Raw genomic sequence first — 13,090 nt, 5'->3', positions numbered from 1 at the left:
TTCGTTCCCTAGCGGCGGGGCGGGCATCCCCGCCCCTGTTCAGGTCAGTTGAGGACCTTGTCGTTCGGAGCGGCGAAGAGCGCCTTCATGTCGTCCGACAGGTCGAAGTCGAGATTGAGCCCACGCGGCGGGATCGGTGAGCGGAACCACTTGTCGTAGATCGTCACGGCCTTGCCCGAGGTCTGCAGCTCCGCGATCGTCTGGTCGAGCAGCGCCTTGAGCTGGGCATCGCCCTTGCGGATCATGCAGCCATAGGCCTCGCGCGACTGCGCCGTGCCGGTGATGACGTAGTCCGAGGCGTCCTTGGCCTTGGCGCGCTCGCCGGCGAGCAGGGCGTCGTCCATCATCATCGCCTTGGCCCGGCCGGTCGACAGCATCAGGAAGGATTCGCTGTGGTCCTTGGCGCTGATGATGTTCATGCCCATGCCCTGCTCGGCATTCATCTTGCGCAGCAGGATCTCGGAGGTCGTGCCGGCGCCGACGACGACGTTCTGGCCCTTGAGATCGGGGAAGTCCTTGATGCCGGTGCTCTTGCGCGCGAGCAGGCGCGTGCCGATGGCGAAGAAGGTGTTGGAGAAGTCGACCTGCTGCTCGCGCGAGGCGTTGTGCGTCGTCGTCGTGCATTCGAAATCGATGGTGCCATTCTGCAGCAGCGAGATCCGGTTCTGCGAGGTGATCGGCAGCTTGCGGATCTGGAGGTCGGGCTTGCCGAGCTTCGTCTTGATCCGCTCCAGGATCAGCGCGGTCAGGTCCATCGAATAGCCGACCGGCATCTTGGCGTCGTCGTAATAGGAAAACGGGATCGAGGCCTCGCGATAGCCGATCACCACGACGCCGTCGTCCGCGATCTTCTTCAGCGTGCCCTCCAGCGGCGCGCCCTGGCCGAAAGCGGCCATCGGCGCCAGCAGCAACGCGACCGCAGCTGCGGCAGCGCTTACGCAAGTCGATAGCGTCGTTCTCATGTCAGTGGTCCTCCCTCGCTATGCACCGACGATCGACGAGACGTCGATCGCGTACATTTGCCGCTCGTGCTCATGCATCGAGTCAATGCAGACGCGGCGGCCGTCATGGCTCCAGCGCGGATGGAGATCGCAGCGGTTTTCCTTGGTCAGCGCGGGGTCGGTGTAGTAGCTGCCGATGTCGTAGCGGACGCCCCTGAGCGCGTCGTAGAGGATCAGGATCCGCTCGTTGCTGACGGGGTCCGGATAGGTGTCGCTGAGAAGCCAGCGCTGATCGGCCGGCGAATAGGTCATGTGGCCGTTCTCGGTCAGCACCTCACGGCCGACAACCGACACCTGAACCGGGTCCGCATCGGCATAGAGATGATAATGGATCGACCCGGCATGCGGGCCCCAGACGATGATGTGGCGGTCGTCGCGCCAGAGCGGGTGGGAGATCTGGTATTCCGACTTCTCGTAGTCGAAGGTGCCGACGGCGCTCGGATCGAAATTCTCCTGCAGCTGCGGCAGCGGATGGTCCGAGCACTCCAGCAGGCGAATGTTGCCGCCGTCGGGGTCCATGGTGATCAGCCGGTGCAGGAAGCAGGTCTCGTCCTCGACGCGCTCGGTCCAACGATGCAGGAAGAGGATGCGGCTGGAGGACGGGTTGATCTCGATATGGCTGACCCAGTGGATCGCCTTGTCCATCGACGGGCGGTGATCCAGCGCCTTGAGGTCGGCATAGCTGACGAGCAGCCTGGTCTCTCCGGTCTCGAGGTCGAGATGGTGGATGCCGTCATCGGCCGGGCAGAGCGGCAGGTCGGCGCGCGGCCCGGCAAGACCGACATAGCCGATGGTCCTGTGGGTGATGTAGAGCCGCTCGTAGTCGACGGCCAGCGCGTAGCGGCCATTCGGAGCGGCGACATAGATCGGCGTGTCGAGCTCGCGCGAGGCGCCGGTGGTGAGATCGAAGACGACCGACCCGAAGCCGGGATAGAGCCCGCGGCCTCCATCGGTGCGGACATTGTAGATCAGCCGCTCGCTGCGCGTGGCGTCCAGCCATTGCAGCTGGCTGCCCATCTGCCAGTTCCAGGCGGTCGTCCGGCCGCAAGGGTGGAAGGCGCCATCGCCCGCCAGGTCGAAATAGCCGACCTCGGCCGCGCTATCGGCGACCAGCTCGAAATCGCGCGCAGCGACGCGGTGGCCGAGCAGGAGGCGGTCGCCGGCGCCCCAATTGGTCTTGTCGTAATAGCCGAAGAAGTGATGGCCGACGCCGTTGCCGATCCGGGAGATCGGGCAGGTTCGCGTGATCGGTTGAACCAGATTATGCATCGCCGCCACTTGCGCTTTCGACATATCCGGGCGGAACGCTGCCCTGAGCGGTTCCGGCCGGGAGACGGCGAGGAACAGGCGCCGAAATTAGGGCTCCGGGGGAATGCGAAAAAATTCTTTCTCGGAACACCTGTATGCATAAATGATATATCCCAGCGCAGGTGCCGGCATCTGGGAGCAGTTTCATGGGCAGGCCGCTGAATTTTCAGCAGATCCAGGTCTTCAAGACGGTCATGGAAACCGGCACGACGACCAAGGCCGCGATCGCGCTCAACACGACCCAGCCCTCGATCAGCCGTAAGCTCGCCGACCTGCAGCAGGCCGCCGGGCTGCAGCTCTTCGAGCTCCATCACGGGCGGCTGCGGCCGACGCGCGAGGGGCGCCATCTCTACCAGTCGGTCCGCAAGCATTTCGAAGGTCTCGAGAAGATCGAAACCGTGGTCGGCATCCTCAGGAAATCCGGCGCCGGGGTACTACGCATCGGCAGCACGCCGACGCTCGCCACAGGCCTCTTGCCGAAGGTGATCGACCGCTTCATGCAGCGCTTTCCCGGCACCTTCATCAACCTGCAGACGGAGGCGACGCCTCAGCTCGAGGAGCATCTGCGCCAGGAGCTGGTCGATATCGCCCTCACCACCGGGACGATGGACACTGCGCTGTTTCAGTGCTCGACGATCACCCGGTCCAGGGCGGTCTGCATCGTCCCGCACGAGCATGAGCTCGCCCGCCTGCCTTCGGTCGAGCTCGACATGCTCCAGCGCTTCAGGCTGATCCTGCTCAACGACTCCGACAACATCGTCATCCGCATGCGCGAGCTTCTGGCCGTAGGCGGCTATCCCGAGGACGTCGCCGTGGAGACCAACTCGTCGATCACCATCTGCGCGCTGGTCGCGGCCGGCGTCGGTATCGGCGTCGTCAATCCCTACGTCGCGAACACCTTCGCAGGCCAGTTCGCGATCAAGGATCTGAACCCGCCGATCCCGGTCGAGGTGCTGCTGGCGCAATCGATCACGATGGCGCCGTCGATGCTGACGAAGGCGTTTTCCGAGATGCTGGGTTCGTCCTGAGGGCGAACCGCTTCCCTGCCCGGAACGAAGCGGAGGGCCCGGAGGACCGCCCGGTCACCGGTGGGATCGCTCCCCCTACCCCGCCGCTCCCGGCTTGCCGCTTCGCGCCATCGTCGTGACGCGGTCGAGGATCGTGTCGGTCTCGCCGAGCCAATCCGACATCCGCGCCTCCATGACCAGGTCGGGCGCGATACCGAAACCATCATACATCTCGCCGCTTTTCTGGAAGGACGCCATCGTCGAGAGCCGCACCCGGATGCCGCTGTTCGGCAGGGGGAAGGGAATGCTGTTGCCGCTGCGCCCATTGCTCGCCGAGCCGACGAGCGTGACGTTCCGCCAGCCCTTGAAGGTCGAGAGGAAGATATCGCCCGCGCTGCCTGCGCCCCAGTCCATCAGCACATAGACCGGCCGGTCGTAGTGCGGCTTGCCGGGAACGGCGCGCAGCACGCCGAAATACCAGTCGGTGAAGTCTCCCTCGGGCACCTGCCATTGCGGATGGAAGCCGGCCAGAAGCGCCTCCAGCGCCGCCTTCTCGTCGGCAGGCAGGCTCGGGTCCGTGCGGAAGAACATCGCCTTGTCATCGACCTTGAGCAGGTCGATCAGCATGTCCTGCGACATATCGGCCGGTGCCCGCAGCCTTGCGACATTGTGGATGTAGGGGCCGTCCTCGGGCATCATGAAATAGGGGAAGAGCGCCGAGAGGCATTCGCGCGTCCCGCCGCCGCATTGCCGCGCATCGACGATCAGGGCGTCCGTCTCGCGCAGTGGCGCCATCAGCGCGTCGATGCGCGCAGCGAGTGCGCTGTCGCTCTGGGAATAGATGCGCAGATAGCCGATGTTTCCCGGCCGCACGCCGCTTTCGTTCGACAGCGGCAGCAGCGGGTCGGACAGGTCCTGCGTCTCCGCGATCGGGACCGTCATCGTCCGGGACGAGCGGTTGGCGGCGTCGCAGAGCTCCAAGGTGATGCCCGGATCGTCCGGCAGCCCGAGCTCCCGGCGCAGATAGCCGACATGGCGAAGCAGCCTCAGGCTGCGCGCGAGGCGCTGCGAGCGCGAGGCGTAGGGGCCGCTCGTGATGTCGCCGGCTCTCTCGAGCCACCGAAAGAACGGCAGGCCGTCGATGGAGCTGACGAAAGGATGCGCCGCATCGAGCAGGCGCCGCGTCGCCGGGTCATAAGCGAAGGCCAGGTTGTTCTCGACACCGATCGCGAAGGGGCTGCAGCCGCCCGGCAGGCCCTGCATCCAGTCGACGACCTGAGCGTGCGAATCCCCGAGATGCTGAACGAGCTTCTGGATCTGAAGCGCGAGATTGCGAACCGAGACCTGCTCGGGGAGCTGCCCGATCATCGCCCCGATGGCCCGCTCGTAGGGATAGGCCACCGCCGCCACATAGGAATGACGGTCCCGAATGATGTCGCGCAGGGCCTCGAGATCGGCCTGGGCCTGCTGCCGCGTGACGAACACGTCGGAAGAGCCGCCGTCGAATAGGTGATTGTCCAGGAAGGATGCGAAGGAATTCATCAGAGCCAACTACCTCGACGGTCGGTATCGCAGCGCTGCCGGACGGGATCAGCGCGAACGGGGATCGAAGGCGCGCCGGACGGCTTCGCCGAGCAGCACCAGCGCCAGCACGGTCACGGTCAGCACCAGGCTCGGGAAGAGCAGCATGTGCGGCGCACTGGCGAGATAGGGCTGTGCGTCGCTGATCGCAGTGCCCCACGACACCACCGGCGGCTGCAGCCCCAGCCCGAGATAGGACAGGGTCGCCTCCGTCCCGACATAGCCGCCGAGCGAGAGCGTCGCGAGGACGAGCAGCGGGGCGACCGAATTCGGCAGCACGTGGCGGAGTGCGATCCGGATGCTGCTGGCGCCGGCGGCGCGCGCGGCATGGACGTAGTCGGCCTCCCGCGTCTGCAGCACCGAGGCGCGCATCAATCGCGCTTCCGTCGCCCAGCCGAGCACGGAGAGCACCAGCGCCAGGCGCAGCACGCCGTTGCCGGAGCTGCCCAGCGTGGCGAGGATGACGATCGCGCCAAGTAGGGTCGGCAGGCCGAGGACCACATCGGTGACACGCGAGATGACGGCGTCGATAGCGCCGCCCTTGAAGCCGGCGACGAGGCCCAGCACGCCGCCGATGAGCGTGCTCCCGATCGTCGCCAGCAGCGCCACGGACAAGGACGCACGGGCACCGTGAACCGTGCGAGCGAAGACGTCGCAGCCCTGAATGTCGAAGCCGAACCAGCTTCCGTAAGCGGGCGGCTTGCGCGAGTTCAGCAGGATGCAGCGCTGCGGATCGACCTTCGTGAAGAGGCCCGGCGCGATCGCCATCGCAGCCAGGACGACGAGGATCGCCAGCGCGATCCAGACGAGCGGCGAACGGCCGAGCTGTGCCATCGCCTCGCCGGTGAGGGAGCGGCTGCGGCGGCGCGGCCCGGCGCCGGCCTCGGGGGCGGGCGACGTGGCCTGAATGAGATCAGTCATAGCGGATCCGTGGGTCCAGGACGGCGTAGGAGAGGTCGACCAGGAGATTGATGAACAGATAGGCGACGACGACCACCGTGACGGCGCCGACGATGGTGATGCCGTCATGGCTGCGGATCGACTGGACGATCAGCCCGCCGACGCCGCTGATGTTGAAGACGCCCTCGACCACGACGGCCCCGGCGAGCAGGCCGCCGATATCCTTGCCGACATAGGTCACGGCCGGAATCAGGCTGTTGCGCAGGGCATGCACCGCGACGATGCGCGCCTCGCCGAGCCCCTTGGCCCGGGCCGTGCGGATATAGTCGCTTTGCATGGTTTCGATCACGGCCGACCGCGTCAGGCGGGAGAGCGTGACCTGGTGCGCCAGCGCCAGGACGATCGCCGGCAAAAGGAGCTCGGCGAAGCTGGTCGGATCGCTCACCGTCACCGGGAACCAGCCGAGCCGCACCCCGAAGACGAGCTGCGCCAGATTGGCGATGACGAAGCTGGGAAAGGCGATGATCCCCAGCCCCACCATCATGGTCGTGGTGTCGAAGGCCTTGCCCGGCCGCAGGGCCGCGACGACCCCGATGGTGACGCCGAGCAGCACCTCGATCAGTACCGCCAGCAACGCCAGGCGGACCGTCGCGGGAAAGGCCGCGACGAGCTGTTCCGAGACGTCGCGCCCGGTGAAGGAGCGGCCGAGATCGCCACGACCGAGATCGGCGAGATAGTAGCCGTAGCGGACGATCAGCGGGCGATCGAGCTTGAACTCCTCGGTCGCCGCGGCGACGAAGGCGTCCGGGCATTCCCGGTCGCCGCATTTGCCCGCGAGCGGGTCCCCCGGCATGCCCCAGGCCAGGAAGAACACGACGAAGGTCGTCCCTAGGAACACCGGGATGAACTGCAGGAGCCGGCGCAGGATATAGCCCGTCATGTCCTCGCTCGCATGTCTCGGCTTGGATCGCCGCACGCCGCGGCGGACGCGGTGGCGGCGACCTCGGCAATTGTCATCGCAGCGGACATTTTCCGAGGAGTGGAACCCACTCTACGGTCCGCTGCGATAGCGGATGTTCGCGTCAGTCCTTCAGCGACAGCGCCGAATAGTCGATGCGGCCGTTCGCATAGAGCGTGACGGAGCGCACCTTCGGCGAATGGCCGACGGTCATGGCCGGGTTCCAGAGCGGCACGCGCGGCATCTCCGCCGTCAGAAGGCGCTCGGCCTCCTGATAGGTCTTGATCGCGGCGGACGTCTCCTCCTTCGCGGCCTTGTCGAGCAGCGCATCGAAGGCTGCGCTTTCATAGGCGCCCCGGTTGGAGGTTCCCGCCTTCGAGTAGAGCGGGATCAGGGCATTGTCGATCGAGGGGTAGTCCATCGTCCAGTTCGACGGGAACAGACCGTCGACCTTGCCGGAGCGGGTGTAGGAGCGGAACGTCGCGTTGTCGGAGAGCGCCGAAGTCACGCAGGTGATGGAAAGCGTGTTCTGGATGCTGTTGCAGACGGCATCCATCGCGGACTTCACCTCGCTGTCGCCGGCATAGTAGAGCTTGATCTCGCCCTTGTAGCCGCCGGCCTGCGCCAGCAGCGCCTTGGCCTTCTCGGGGTTGAAGCTGCAATATTCGCCGCAGGCTCCCGGCTGGTAGCCTTCGGTGCCCGGCGGCACCCAGCCGGTGGCGGGCTGGCCGATGCCGTTGAAGAGAATGTCGACGATCGCCTTGCGGTCGATCGCCATCGACAGCGCCTGCCGGATCGCCGGCTTCAGCAATTGGGGATTGGCGTCGGTATAGGGCATGCCGAGTGCCTGGATGTTCGCGCGCGGCTGGGTGACGGCGCGCCCGCGCAGGTCGCGCTTCCAGAGATCGCCGACGAGCTTCGAGGCGGGGATGTCGCGCAGCAGGTCGAGATTGCCCGCGACCAGGTCGTTATAGGCCGCCTCGCGGCTCGTATAGATCCTGAGGTCGATCCCCTTGATCGAGGGCTTGGCCGGCCCCGCATAATCGGCGAAAGCCGCCAGCTTGTAGCCGGAATCCGGCGCGCCGGAGACGAATTGGAACGGCCCGGCGCCGATCGGCTTCCGGCCGAACGCCGCGGGGTCGGCGAAGAAGGAATCCGGCATCGGGTAGAAGGCCTTGTAGCTGAGCTGGGCCCTGAAGACGGGCACCGGGTTGCTCAGCTCGACCTGGAATTCGTGGTCGTTGACGACCTTGAGTCCGGTCATCCGGTTGGTCGCCGGAGCCGGCGGCTTCTCGCCCTTCGGCGCCTTCGGATTGAGGTCGCCATAGCCGACGATGACGGAGAACCAGTCATTGTTCGACTGGCCGTTGGGGCCATAGGCCGCCCAGTTCCAGGCATCGACGAAGTTCTTCGCCAGGACCTCGGTCCCGTCGTGGAACTTGCGCCCCTTCCGGAGCTTGATCGTCCAGGTCTTGTTGTCGGATGTGGTGATCGACTCCGCGACATCCTCGATGATCGCGCCGGTCTTCGCATCCGTCGTCACCAGCCCGGCGAGAATCGGCTGCAGCACGTCGGAGCCACAGCTCTCGGTCGTGTTGGTCGGAATCAGCGGCCCTGCCGGCGTGCAGGCCGAAACGGTGACCCAGCCCGGCTGCGGCGCCTGGGCCTGGCCGGGCGCGATGCTCGCGACGAGGGCCCCGCAAGCCACCGCAAATGGCAGCGCGGCGACGCCGAGCGAGAAACGGTTTTGCTTCATGTTGTCCTCCCAGGAGTTCGAACCTGTGGCGCGGCACCGAGCCACTGCCCCCACAAGCTCCGGTCGACGGCAGCCGCGCTCATCGGAGACGGCCTTGCGCCGCGAGGATGCATCGCGCGGTCTTGTCGGAATGGCAGCGACCAGTCGGCAGGGGCCGGCGTGTTCGGCCGGGTCCGAGCATTCTCCCTGATGATCTGCTTCGCCGACGATCCATGGTGCCGCTGATGCTTCTGATCTTGGAGCGGCACGCCGCCCGGAGCCGTCCGGCGCAGAGCGTCGAATGGGCAGCCGAAAGATAGGGCTTGGCGGAAATACGGAAAATTCTTTTACAGAACATCCCTATGCAGAAATGATATATGCTTGGGCTTGTCCGGCCGCCGCCCTGCACCGAACGGCGCGGCAGCTAGCGAGCCCGATAGGTGGACCGCAGGCGATCACGGAAGCGTGAGGCCTCGACCGGCGGCGGAATAATCGGTGCCGCGACGCATCTCACCTGCTCAACGAGGAGCAGGGCATGTCCAGCAGAAATCCGATCGCGCCAAGCCGTCGCACAGTGCTTCAGGGAGCCGCGGCGGTCGCGTTGAGCCCGACGATCGCCAGGGCGCAGGGCAAATCCGCGGAAACGGGGCCGCGCACCGGTGACCGCGTCTTCCTGACCAACGAGGATTCCAACACGCTGAGCGTGATCGATCCGGTGACGGACGAACTCCTGCCGACGGTCAATCTGACCAGCTTCGACGAGGATCCGCGCCCTCCCTTCCGCTTCGTGACGGGCAACGTCACCCCGACCCATGGCGAAATGGTGCAGAAGCCGCTCTATCACGGCGCGATCTCGATCCATGGCTGCGTGCCGTCGCCGGATTCCAGCATGTTCGCGACGGCCGGCCGCGGCACGAGCAACCTCTATCTCGTCGACACGGCCAAGCTGAAGGTTATCGGCAATCAGCCGAACCCACAGGCCGGCGCGACGACATCGCCGGATATCCTGACCTCCGGCATCCTGGTCGGGCGCGAGCCGCATGAGCCGACCTTCACCCGCAACGGCAAGGAAGTCTGGGTCGCGCTGCGCGGCGAGAGCAAGATCGCCGTGATCGACGTGCAGCGCGCCAAGGCCGAATCCTCCGGCGAACTGCCGCGCGGCGCGGCGATCCGCAGGTTCATGCCCGTCCTGCCCGGCCCGGCGATGGTCTGGTTCTCGGCCGGCGGCGAGACTGCCTTCCTGATCTCGCAGAAGCTGCCCCGGATCGAGGTCTACGACGTCAAATACGACGCGCAGGGCTTCTCGACGACCGAGCGCAAGACGACGATCGACACCACCGCGCAGGACCGCTTCGGCTTCGCGCCCTTCGTCAAGATCACACCGGACGGGCGCGAGTTCTGGGTTTCCCAGAAGCTGGCGGATTGCCTCTCGGTCTATGAAGCTAGCGCCGAGCACCGGCTGCTCGACCACGTGCCTCTGGGCGACAAGGCCCGGCCCAACCATGTCGAGTTCGTCAGGAACGCGCGCGGCAGCGTGGCCTACGCCACTTTCGCCCGGGTCGACGATGATGGGCCGGAGGGCCGGACCTCCAGCCGGATCGCCATCATCGACCGCTCGGCGCCGGTCGGGAAGCGGCGCGTCGTCGGCCACTTCTTCAGCCATGGCCGCGAGGCGCACGGCATCTGGACCGATCCCTCCAACACCAAGCTCTATGTCGCCCATGAGCTCGACGAGCTGCCCGGCGCGCCCCATGCCGGACAGACCGTCTGTAGCGCGTTCGATGTCAGCGATCCCATGCAGCCGCGCTTCATCAGGCAGATCCCGCTCGGCACGCTCGACCTGCCATCCGGCAAGCTGCGCAACAAGAAGTCGATCAACCTGGTCTATGTGCGCCCCGGCGCGCGCAGCGAGACGGCGTGACGGGAGGGGAAGATGAGATTTTCTCTGGACGCCATGTTGGCCCGAGTCGCCGGAGGAGCCGTGCCGGTGCACGATCATTCCCATCATGGCGGGGCGATGCCGCCTTCGCCTGACAAAGCCGCGGCTGCGGCGGCCACTGCGCCGAAGGGCTATGATGCCTATCTCAGCGACATGCATGTCGGCATGGAGAAGATGATGCGGGACATGCACGCCGACCCGCCGTCCGGAGACCCCGACATCGACTTCCTCGCCATGATGGTCCCCCATCATTGGGGAGCGGTCGAAATGGCTAGGCTGATATTGCGCGACGGGCGTGACCCGATCGTGCGCGAGATCGCCGAGGCCATCCTCGCCGGGCAGCAGACGGAGATGCAGGGCATGCGCGGACGCCTCGAGGCCTTGCGCCGCGGCGGCGACGACTACCCCTCGCTGAGCGGCAACCGGGGACCGTGACATGTTCGGCAGCGTGTCCGACCTCGAGATCGAGGCCCAGATCCCGGCATTGCGACGGTTCGCACGCTCGCTCGCGCGCAACCCGGACGATGCCGACGAGCTGGTGCAGGACACGCTGCTGCAGGCGCTCTCGCGCTGGCGGCAGCTGCGCAGACCGGAGAGCGTCAGGGCCTGGCTGTTCCAGATCCTGTTCAATTTCCACCGCACCAGGGGGCGCGGGCGCCAGCGCGACCTCGCCCGCTTCACCGACGAAGACGGCGCGGACCATCCCGACCCGTCCGGCGATCCGGCGCAGGGGCTGCATCTCGGCGATGCGCTCTCGGCGCTGGCACGGTTGCCGCAGGATCAGCGCGTCGCGCTGGAGCTCGTGGCGATGGAAGACATGACCTATGAGGAGGTCGCCAAGGTGACCGAAGTGCCGATCGGAACCGTGATGTCGCGCCTGAGCCGCGCCCGCGAGCGCCTGCGGACCGAGCTCGAGGGCGGCAACGTCACCCGGCTACGGAGGCTGAAATGACGCCCGGCTCGCGCCCGATCGGCGACGACGACATCCAGGCCTTCATCGACGGACGGCTCGCGCCGGCCCGCCAGCGGGAGGTCGAGGCCTTCCTCGCATCCGAGCCGGCGTTGCAAAGCCGCGCCGAGCAATTCCGGGCGGATGCCCAGGCCCTGCGGGCAGCGGCGCAGCTTCGTCGCCCCGAGCCGATTCCCGCCTCCTTGCGGCTCAGCGAGGTGCGGCGCCGGCGCACGGCGCGGACCGCCGCATTCCACCGGCGGCTGGCCGCTGGCATCTGCATCTTCGCCCTTGGCGCCGTGCTGGGCATGGCCCTCCCTCGGCAGAAAGCGGAACCACCGACGGCACGCCCCCAGATGACCGATGCGGTCGTCGCGTTCCGTGCCTTCGCGGGGCGCGCCGGCGACGCGGTCGAAGTCCCCGCGGCCCAGACCGCCGCATTGAAGCGGATGATGTCCCATCACCTCAGGCAGGATGTCGCCATACCCGACCTGTCTGGGCTCGGCCTGGTGTTTCGCGGCGGACGGCTGCTCGCGAGCGACGAGGGCCCGGGCGGCATGTTCGTCTATGACGAACCGGCCGGGGGACAGGTCGCGCTCTATGTGAAGACGCTCGCCAGCCCGCGCAAGGCGGCCCTGGCATCGCGGCAGGACGGCGATCTCGTCGCCTATTTCTGGTTCACCGGCGAGCTCGGCTATGCGGTGCTCGGACCGTCAGGCGCGCCGGCCGTCAGACGCGCGGCCGAGCAGTTGAGTGGAACTCCATGACGGGGGCAGCCGCCGACGGAGCTGCCGACGACCCATCTGACAGCCAATCCCGGAGAAAGTCGATGAACCGCAGAGACGCAACCCTCGGCCTGGGCGCCGCCGGGCTCCTGCTGGCCGCTGGCGAGCGCGTGACGGCTCAACCCGTCGATCCGGCGCGGCCGGCGCCGAGCTTCGCCATGCTCGTCTACCCGAAGATGATCCTGCTCGATCTGACCGGCCCGCTGACGGTGTTCAACCTGACCATGGGCAAGACCCATCTGGTCTGGAAGGACAAGAACCCGGTTTCGACCGATGTCGGGATTTCGGTCGCCCCGACGACAACCTTCGCCGAATGCCCGCGGGACGTCGATGTCCTCTTCGTGCCCGGTGGCCTCGCCGGCACCACCGCCCTGCTCGACGACTCCGAGACGCTCGCCTTCCTGAGCGAGATGGGCGCCCGAGCCCGCTTCGTCACCAGCGTCTGCACCGGCTCGCTGGCGCTCGGCGCGGCGGGCTTGCTGACGGGGCGTCGCGCGACCTCGCACTGGTACACGCGCGAATTGCTGCCGCTGTTCGGCGCGACGCGCTCGGACGAGCGCGTGGTGGAAGACGGCAATCTCATCACCGGCGGCGGCGTCACCGCCGGCATCGATTTCGGCCTGACGATCTCGGCGCGCCTGCGCGGCGAGGAATGGGCGAAGCGCACGCAGCTCACGCTCGAATACGACCCGCAGCCGCCTTTCGTCGGCGGCAGCCCAGCCAAGGCCGGCCCCGATGCGACCGGCGCCATCCTGCGTGCGCGCAGCAAGGCCATTGCAATGGCGCGGGAAGCCTCGGAACGCGCCGCCGCGAAGCTGCGGGGCTGACGGGCCCGTGCGGAGATCGCCCCTTCGGTGGCAATCGGGAACCCATGGCAGCGACCGCCATTGTTCCCATGGACAGAACAATCTGTTCTACGGCCATCTC

Annotated in this window: 12 protein-coding genes; 6 read left to right on the top strand and 6 right to left on the bottom strand. The window is 66.8% G+C overall.

Translation table 11 applies throughout. From position 1 onward, the window contains the following. Positions 1-44: 44 nt before the first annotated feature. Together B5Y19_RS25660 and B5Y19_RS25655 are read right to left on the bottom strand one after the other, a co-directional pair. On the bottom strand, positions 45-962 hold the full coding sequence (locus tag B5Y19_RS25660) for a glutamate/aspartate ABC transporter substrate-binding protein (RefSeq protein ID WP_055729633.1): 918 nt from the start codon (positions 960-962) through the stop codon (positions 45-47). An 18-nt stretch (positions 963-980) separates the two neighbouring features. Beyond that, positions 981-2,270 (bottom strand): TolB-like translocation protein, encoded by a 1,290-nt coding sequence (locus B5Y19_RS25655; protein ID WP_055729711.1) that lies wholly within the window; start codon positions 2,268-2,270, stop codon positions 981-983. 185 nt (positions 2,271-2,455) lie between these two features. On the opposite strand from B5Y19_RS25655, the gene B5Y19_RS10850 reads away from it, so the two are divergent. Continuing rightward, on the top strand, positions 2,456-3,337 hold the full coding sequence (locus tag B5Y19_RS10850; RefSeq protein ID WP_055729634.1) for a LysR substrate-binding domain-containing protein: 882 nt from the start codon (positions 2,456-2,458) through the stop codon (positions 3,335-3,337). A gap of 75 nt (positions 3,338-3,412) precedes the next feature. On the opposite strand, the gene B5Y19_RS10845 is transcribed toward B5Y19_RS10850, so the two are convergent. The 4 genes from B5Y19_RS10845 to B5Y19_RS10830 all read right to left on the bottom strand — a co-directional run bounded on the left by B5Y19_RS10845 (position 3,413) and on the right by B5Y19_RS10830 (position 8,511). Next, entirely contained in the window at positions 3,413-4,858 is a 1,446-nt protein-coding gene (locus B5Y19_RS10845) for a S41 family peptidase (RefSeq protein ID WP_055729635.1), read from the bottom strand. A 48-nt stretch (positions 4,859-4,906) separates the two neighbouring features. Next, on the bottom strand, positions 4,907-5,818 hold the full coding sequence (locus B5Y19_RS10840) for an ABC transporter permease (RefSeq protein ID WP_079591469.1): 912 nt from the start codon (positions 5,816-5,818) through the stop codon (positions 4,907-4,909). After that, positions 5,811-6,737 carry an ABC transporter permease gene (locus B5Y19_RS10835; protein WP_055729637.1) on the bottom strand — a complete coding sequence of 309 codons (927 nt, stop codon included), beginning with the start codon at positions 6,735-6,737 and terminating at the stop codon, positions 5,811-5,813. The genes B5Y19_RS10840 and B5Y19_RS10835 overlap by 8 nt, the downstream gene beginning before the upstream one ends. A gap of 142 nt (positions 6,738-6,879) precedes the next feature. Continuing rightward, positions 6,880-8,511 (bottom strand): peptide ABC transporter substrate-binding protein, encoded by a 1,632-nt coding sequence (locus B5Y19_RS10830; RefSeq protein WP_079591468.1) that lies wholly within the window; start codon positions 8,509-8,511, stop codon positions 6,880-6,882. Between the two features lie 514 nt (positions 8,512-9,025). On the opposite strand from B5Y19_RS10830, the gene B5Y19_RS10825 reads away from it, so the two are divergent. From B5Y19_RS10825 to B5Y19_RS10805, 5 genes are all read left to right on the top strand, one after another. After that, positions 9,026-10,411, top strand: a complete 1,386-nt coding sequence (locus tag B5Y19_RS10825) for a beta-propeller fold lactonase family protein (RefSeq protein ID WP_055729639.1) — start codon at positions 9,026-9,028, stop codon at positions 10,409-10,411. Positions 10,412-10,477: 66 nt separating this feature from the next. After that, positions 10,478-10,864, top strand: a complete 387-nt coding sequence (locus B5Y19_RS10820; RefSeq protein ID WP_176168610.1) for a DUF305 domain-containing protein — start codon at positions 10,478-10,480, stop codon at positions 10,862-10,864. A 1-nt stretch (position 10,865) separates the two neighbouring features. Further along, positions 10,866-11,381, top strand: a complete 516-nt coding sequence (locus B5Y19_RS10815) for an RNA polymerase sigma factor (protein ID WP_055729640.1) — start codon at positions 10,866-10,868, stop codon at positions 11,379-11,381. Beyond that, a complete protein-coding gene (locus B5Y19_RS10810) occupies positions 11,378-12,145 on the top strand; it encodes an anti-sigma factor family protein (RefSeq protein ID WP_055729641.1) in 768 nt (255 codons plus the stop codon). Before B5Y19_RS10815 ends, B5Y19_RS10810 begins: the two co-directional genes overlap by 4 nt. A 62-nt stretch (positions 12,146-12,207) precedes the next feature. Next, the gene (locus tag B5Y19_RS10805) at positions 12,208-12,990 is read left to right on the top strand and encodes a DJ-1/PfpI family protein (protein WP_055729642.1); all 783 of its coding nucleotides are present in this window, start codon (positions 12,208-12,210) and stop codon (positions 12,988-12,990) included. Positions 12,991-13,090: the final 100 nt, after the last annotated feature.

The sequence above is a fragment of the Allobosea thiooxidans genome (genome assembly GCF_900168195.1).
GTDB lineage: Bacteria > Pseudomonadota > Alphaproteobacteria > Rhizobiales > Beijerinckiaceae > Allobosea > Allobosea thiooxidans.
This window is presented reverse-complemented; position numbering and strand designations above follow the sequence as displayed.

Bases quoted from the DNA above. Each gene is read 5' to 3' on its own strand.
- B5Y19_RS25660 (WP_055729633.1), bottom strand. From the start codon at position 962: ATGAGAACGACGCTATCGACTTGCGTAAGCGCTGCCGCAGCTGCGGTC.
- B5Y19_RS25655 (WP_055729711.1), bottom strand. From the start codon at position 2,270: ATGCATAATCTGGTTCAACCGATCACGCGAACCTGCCCGATCTCCCGG.
- B5Y19_RS10850 (WP_055729634.1), top strand. From the start codon at position 2,456: ATGGGCAGGCCGCTGAATTTTCAGCAGATCCAGGTCTTCAAGACGGTC.
- B5Y19_RS10845 (WP_055729635.1), bottom strand. From the start codon at position 4,858: ATGAATTCCTTCGCATCCTTCCTGGACAATCACCTATTCGACGGCGGC.
- B5Y19_RS10840 (WP_079591469.1), bottom strand. From the start codon at position 5,818: ATGACTGATCTCATTCAGGCCACGTCGCCCGCCCCCGAGGCCGGCGCC.
- B5Y19_RS10835 (WP_055729637.1), bottom strand. From the start codon at position 6,737: ATGACGGGCTATATCCTGCGCCGGCTCCTGCAGTTCATCCCGGTGTTC.
- B5Y19_RS10830 (WP_079591468.1), bottom strand. From the start codon at position 8,511: ATGAAGCAAAACCGTTTCTCGCTCGGCGTCGCCGCGCTGCCATTTGCG.
- B5Y19_RS10825 (WP_055729639.1), top strand. From the start codon at position 9,026: ATGTCCAGCAGAAATCCGATCGCGCCAAGCCGTCGCACAGTGCTTCAG.
- B5Y19_RS10815 (WP_055729640.1), top strand. From the start codon at position 10,866: ATGTTCGGCAGCGTGTCCGACCTCGAGATCGAGGCCCAGATCCCGGCA.
- B5Y19_RS10810 (WP_055729641.1), top strand. From the start codon at position 11,378: ATGACGCCCGGCTCGCGCCCGATCGGCGACGACGACATCCAGGCCTTC.
- B5Y19_RS10805 (WP_055729642.1), top strand. From the start codon at position 12,208: ATGAACCGCAGAGACGCAACCCTCGGCCTGGGCGCCGCCGGGCTCCTG.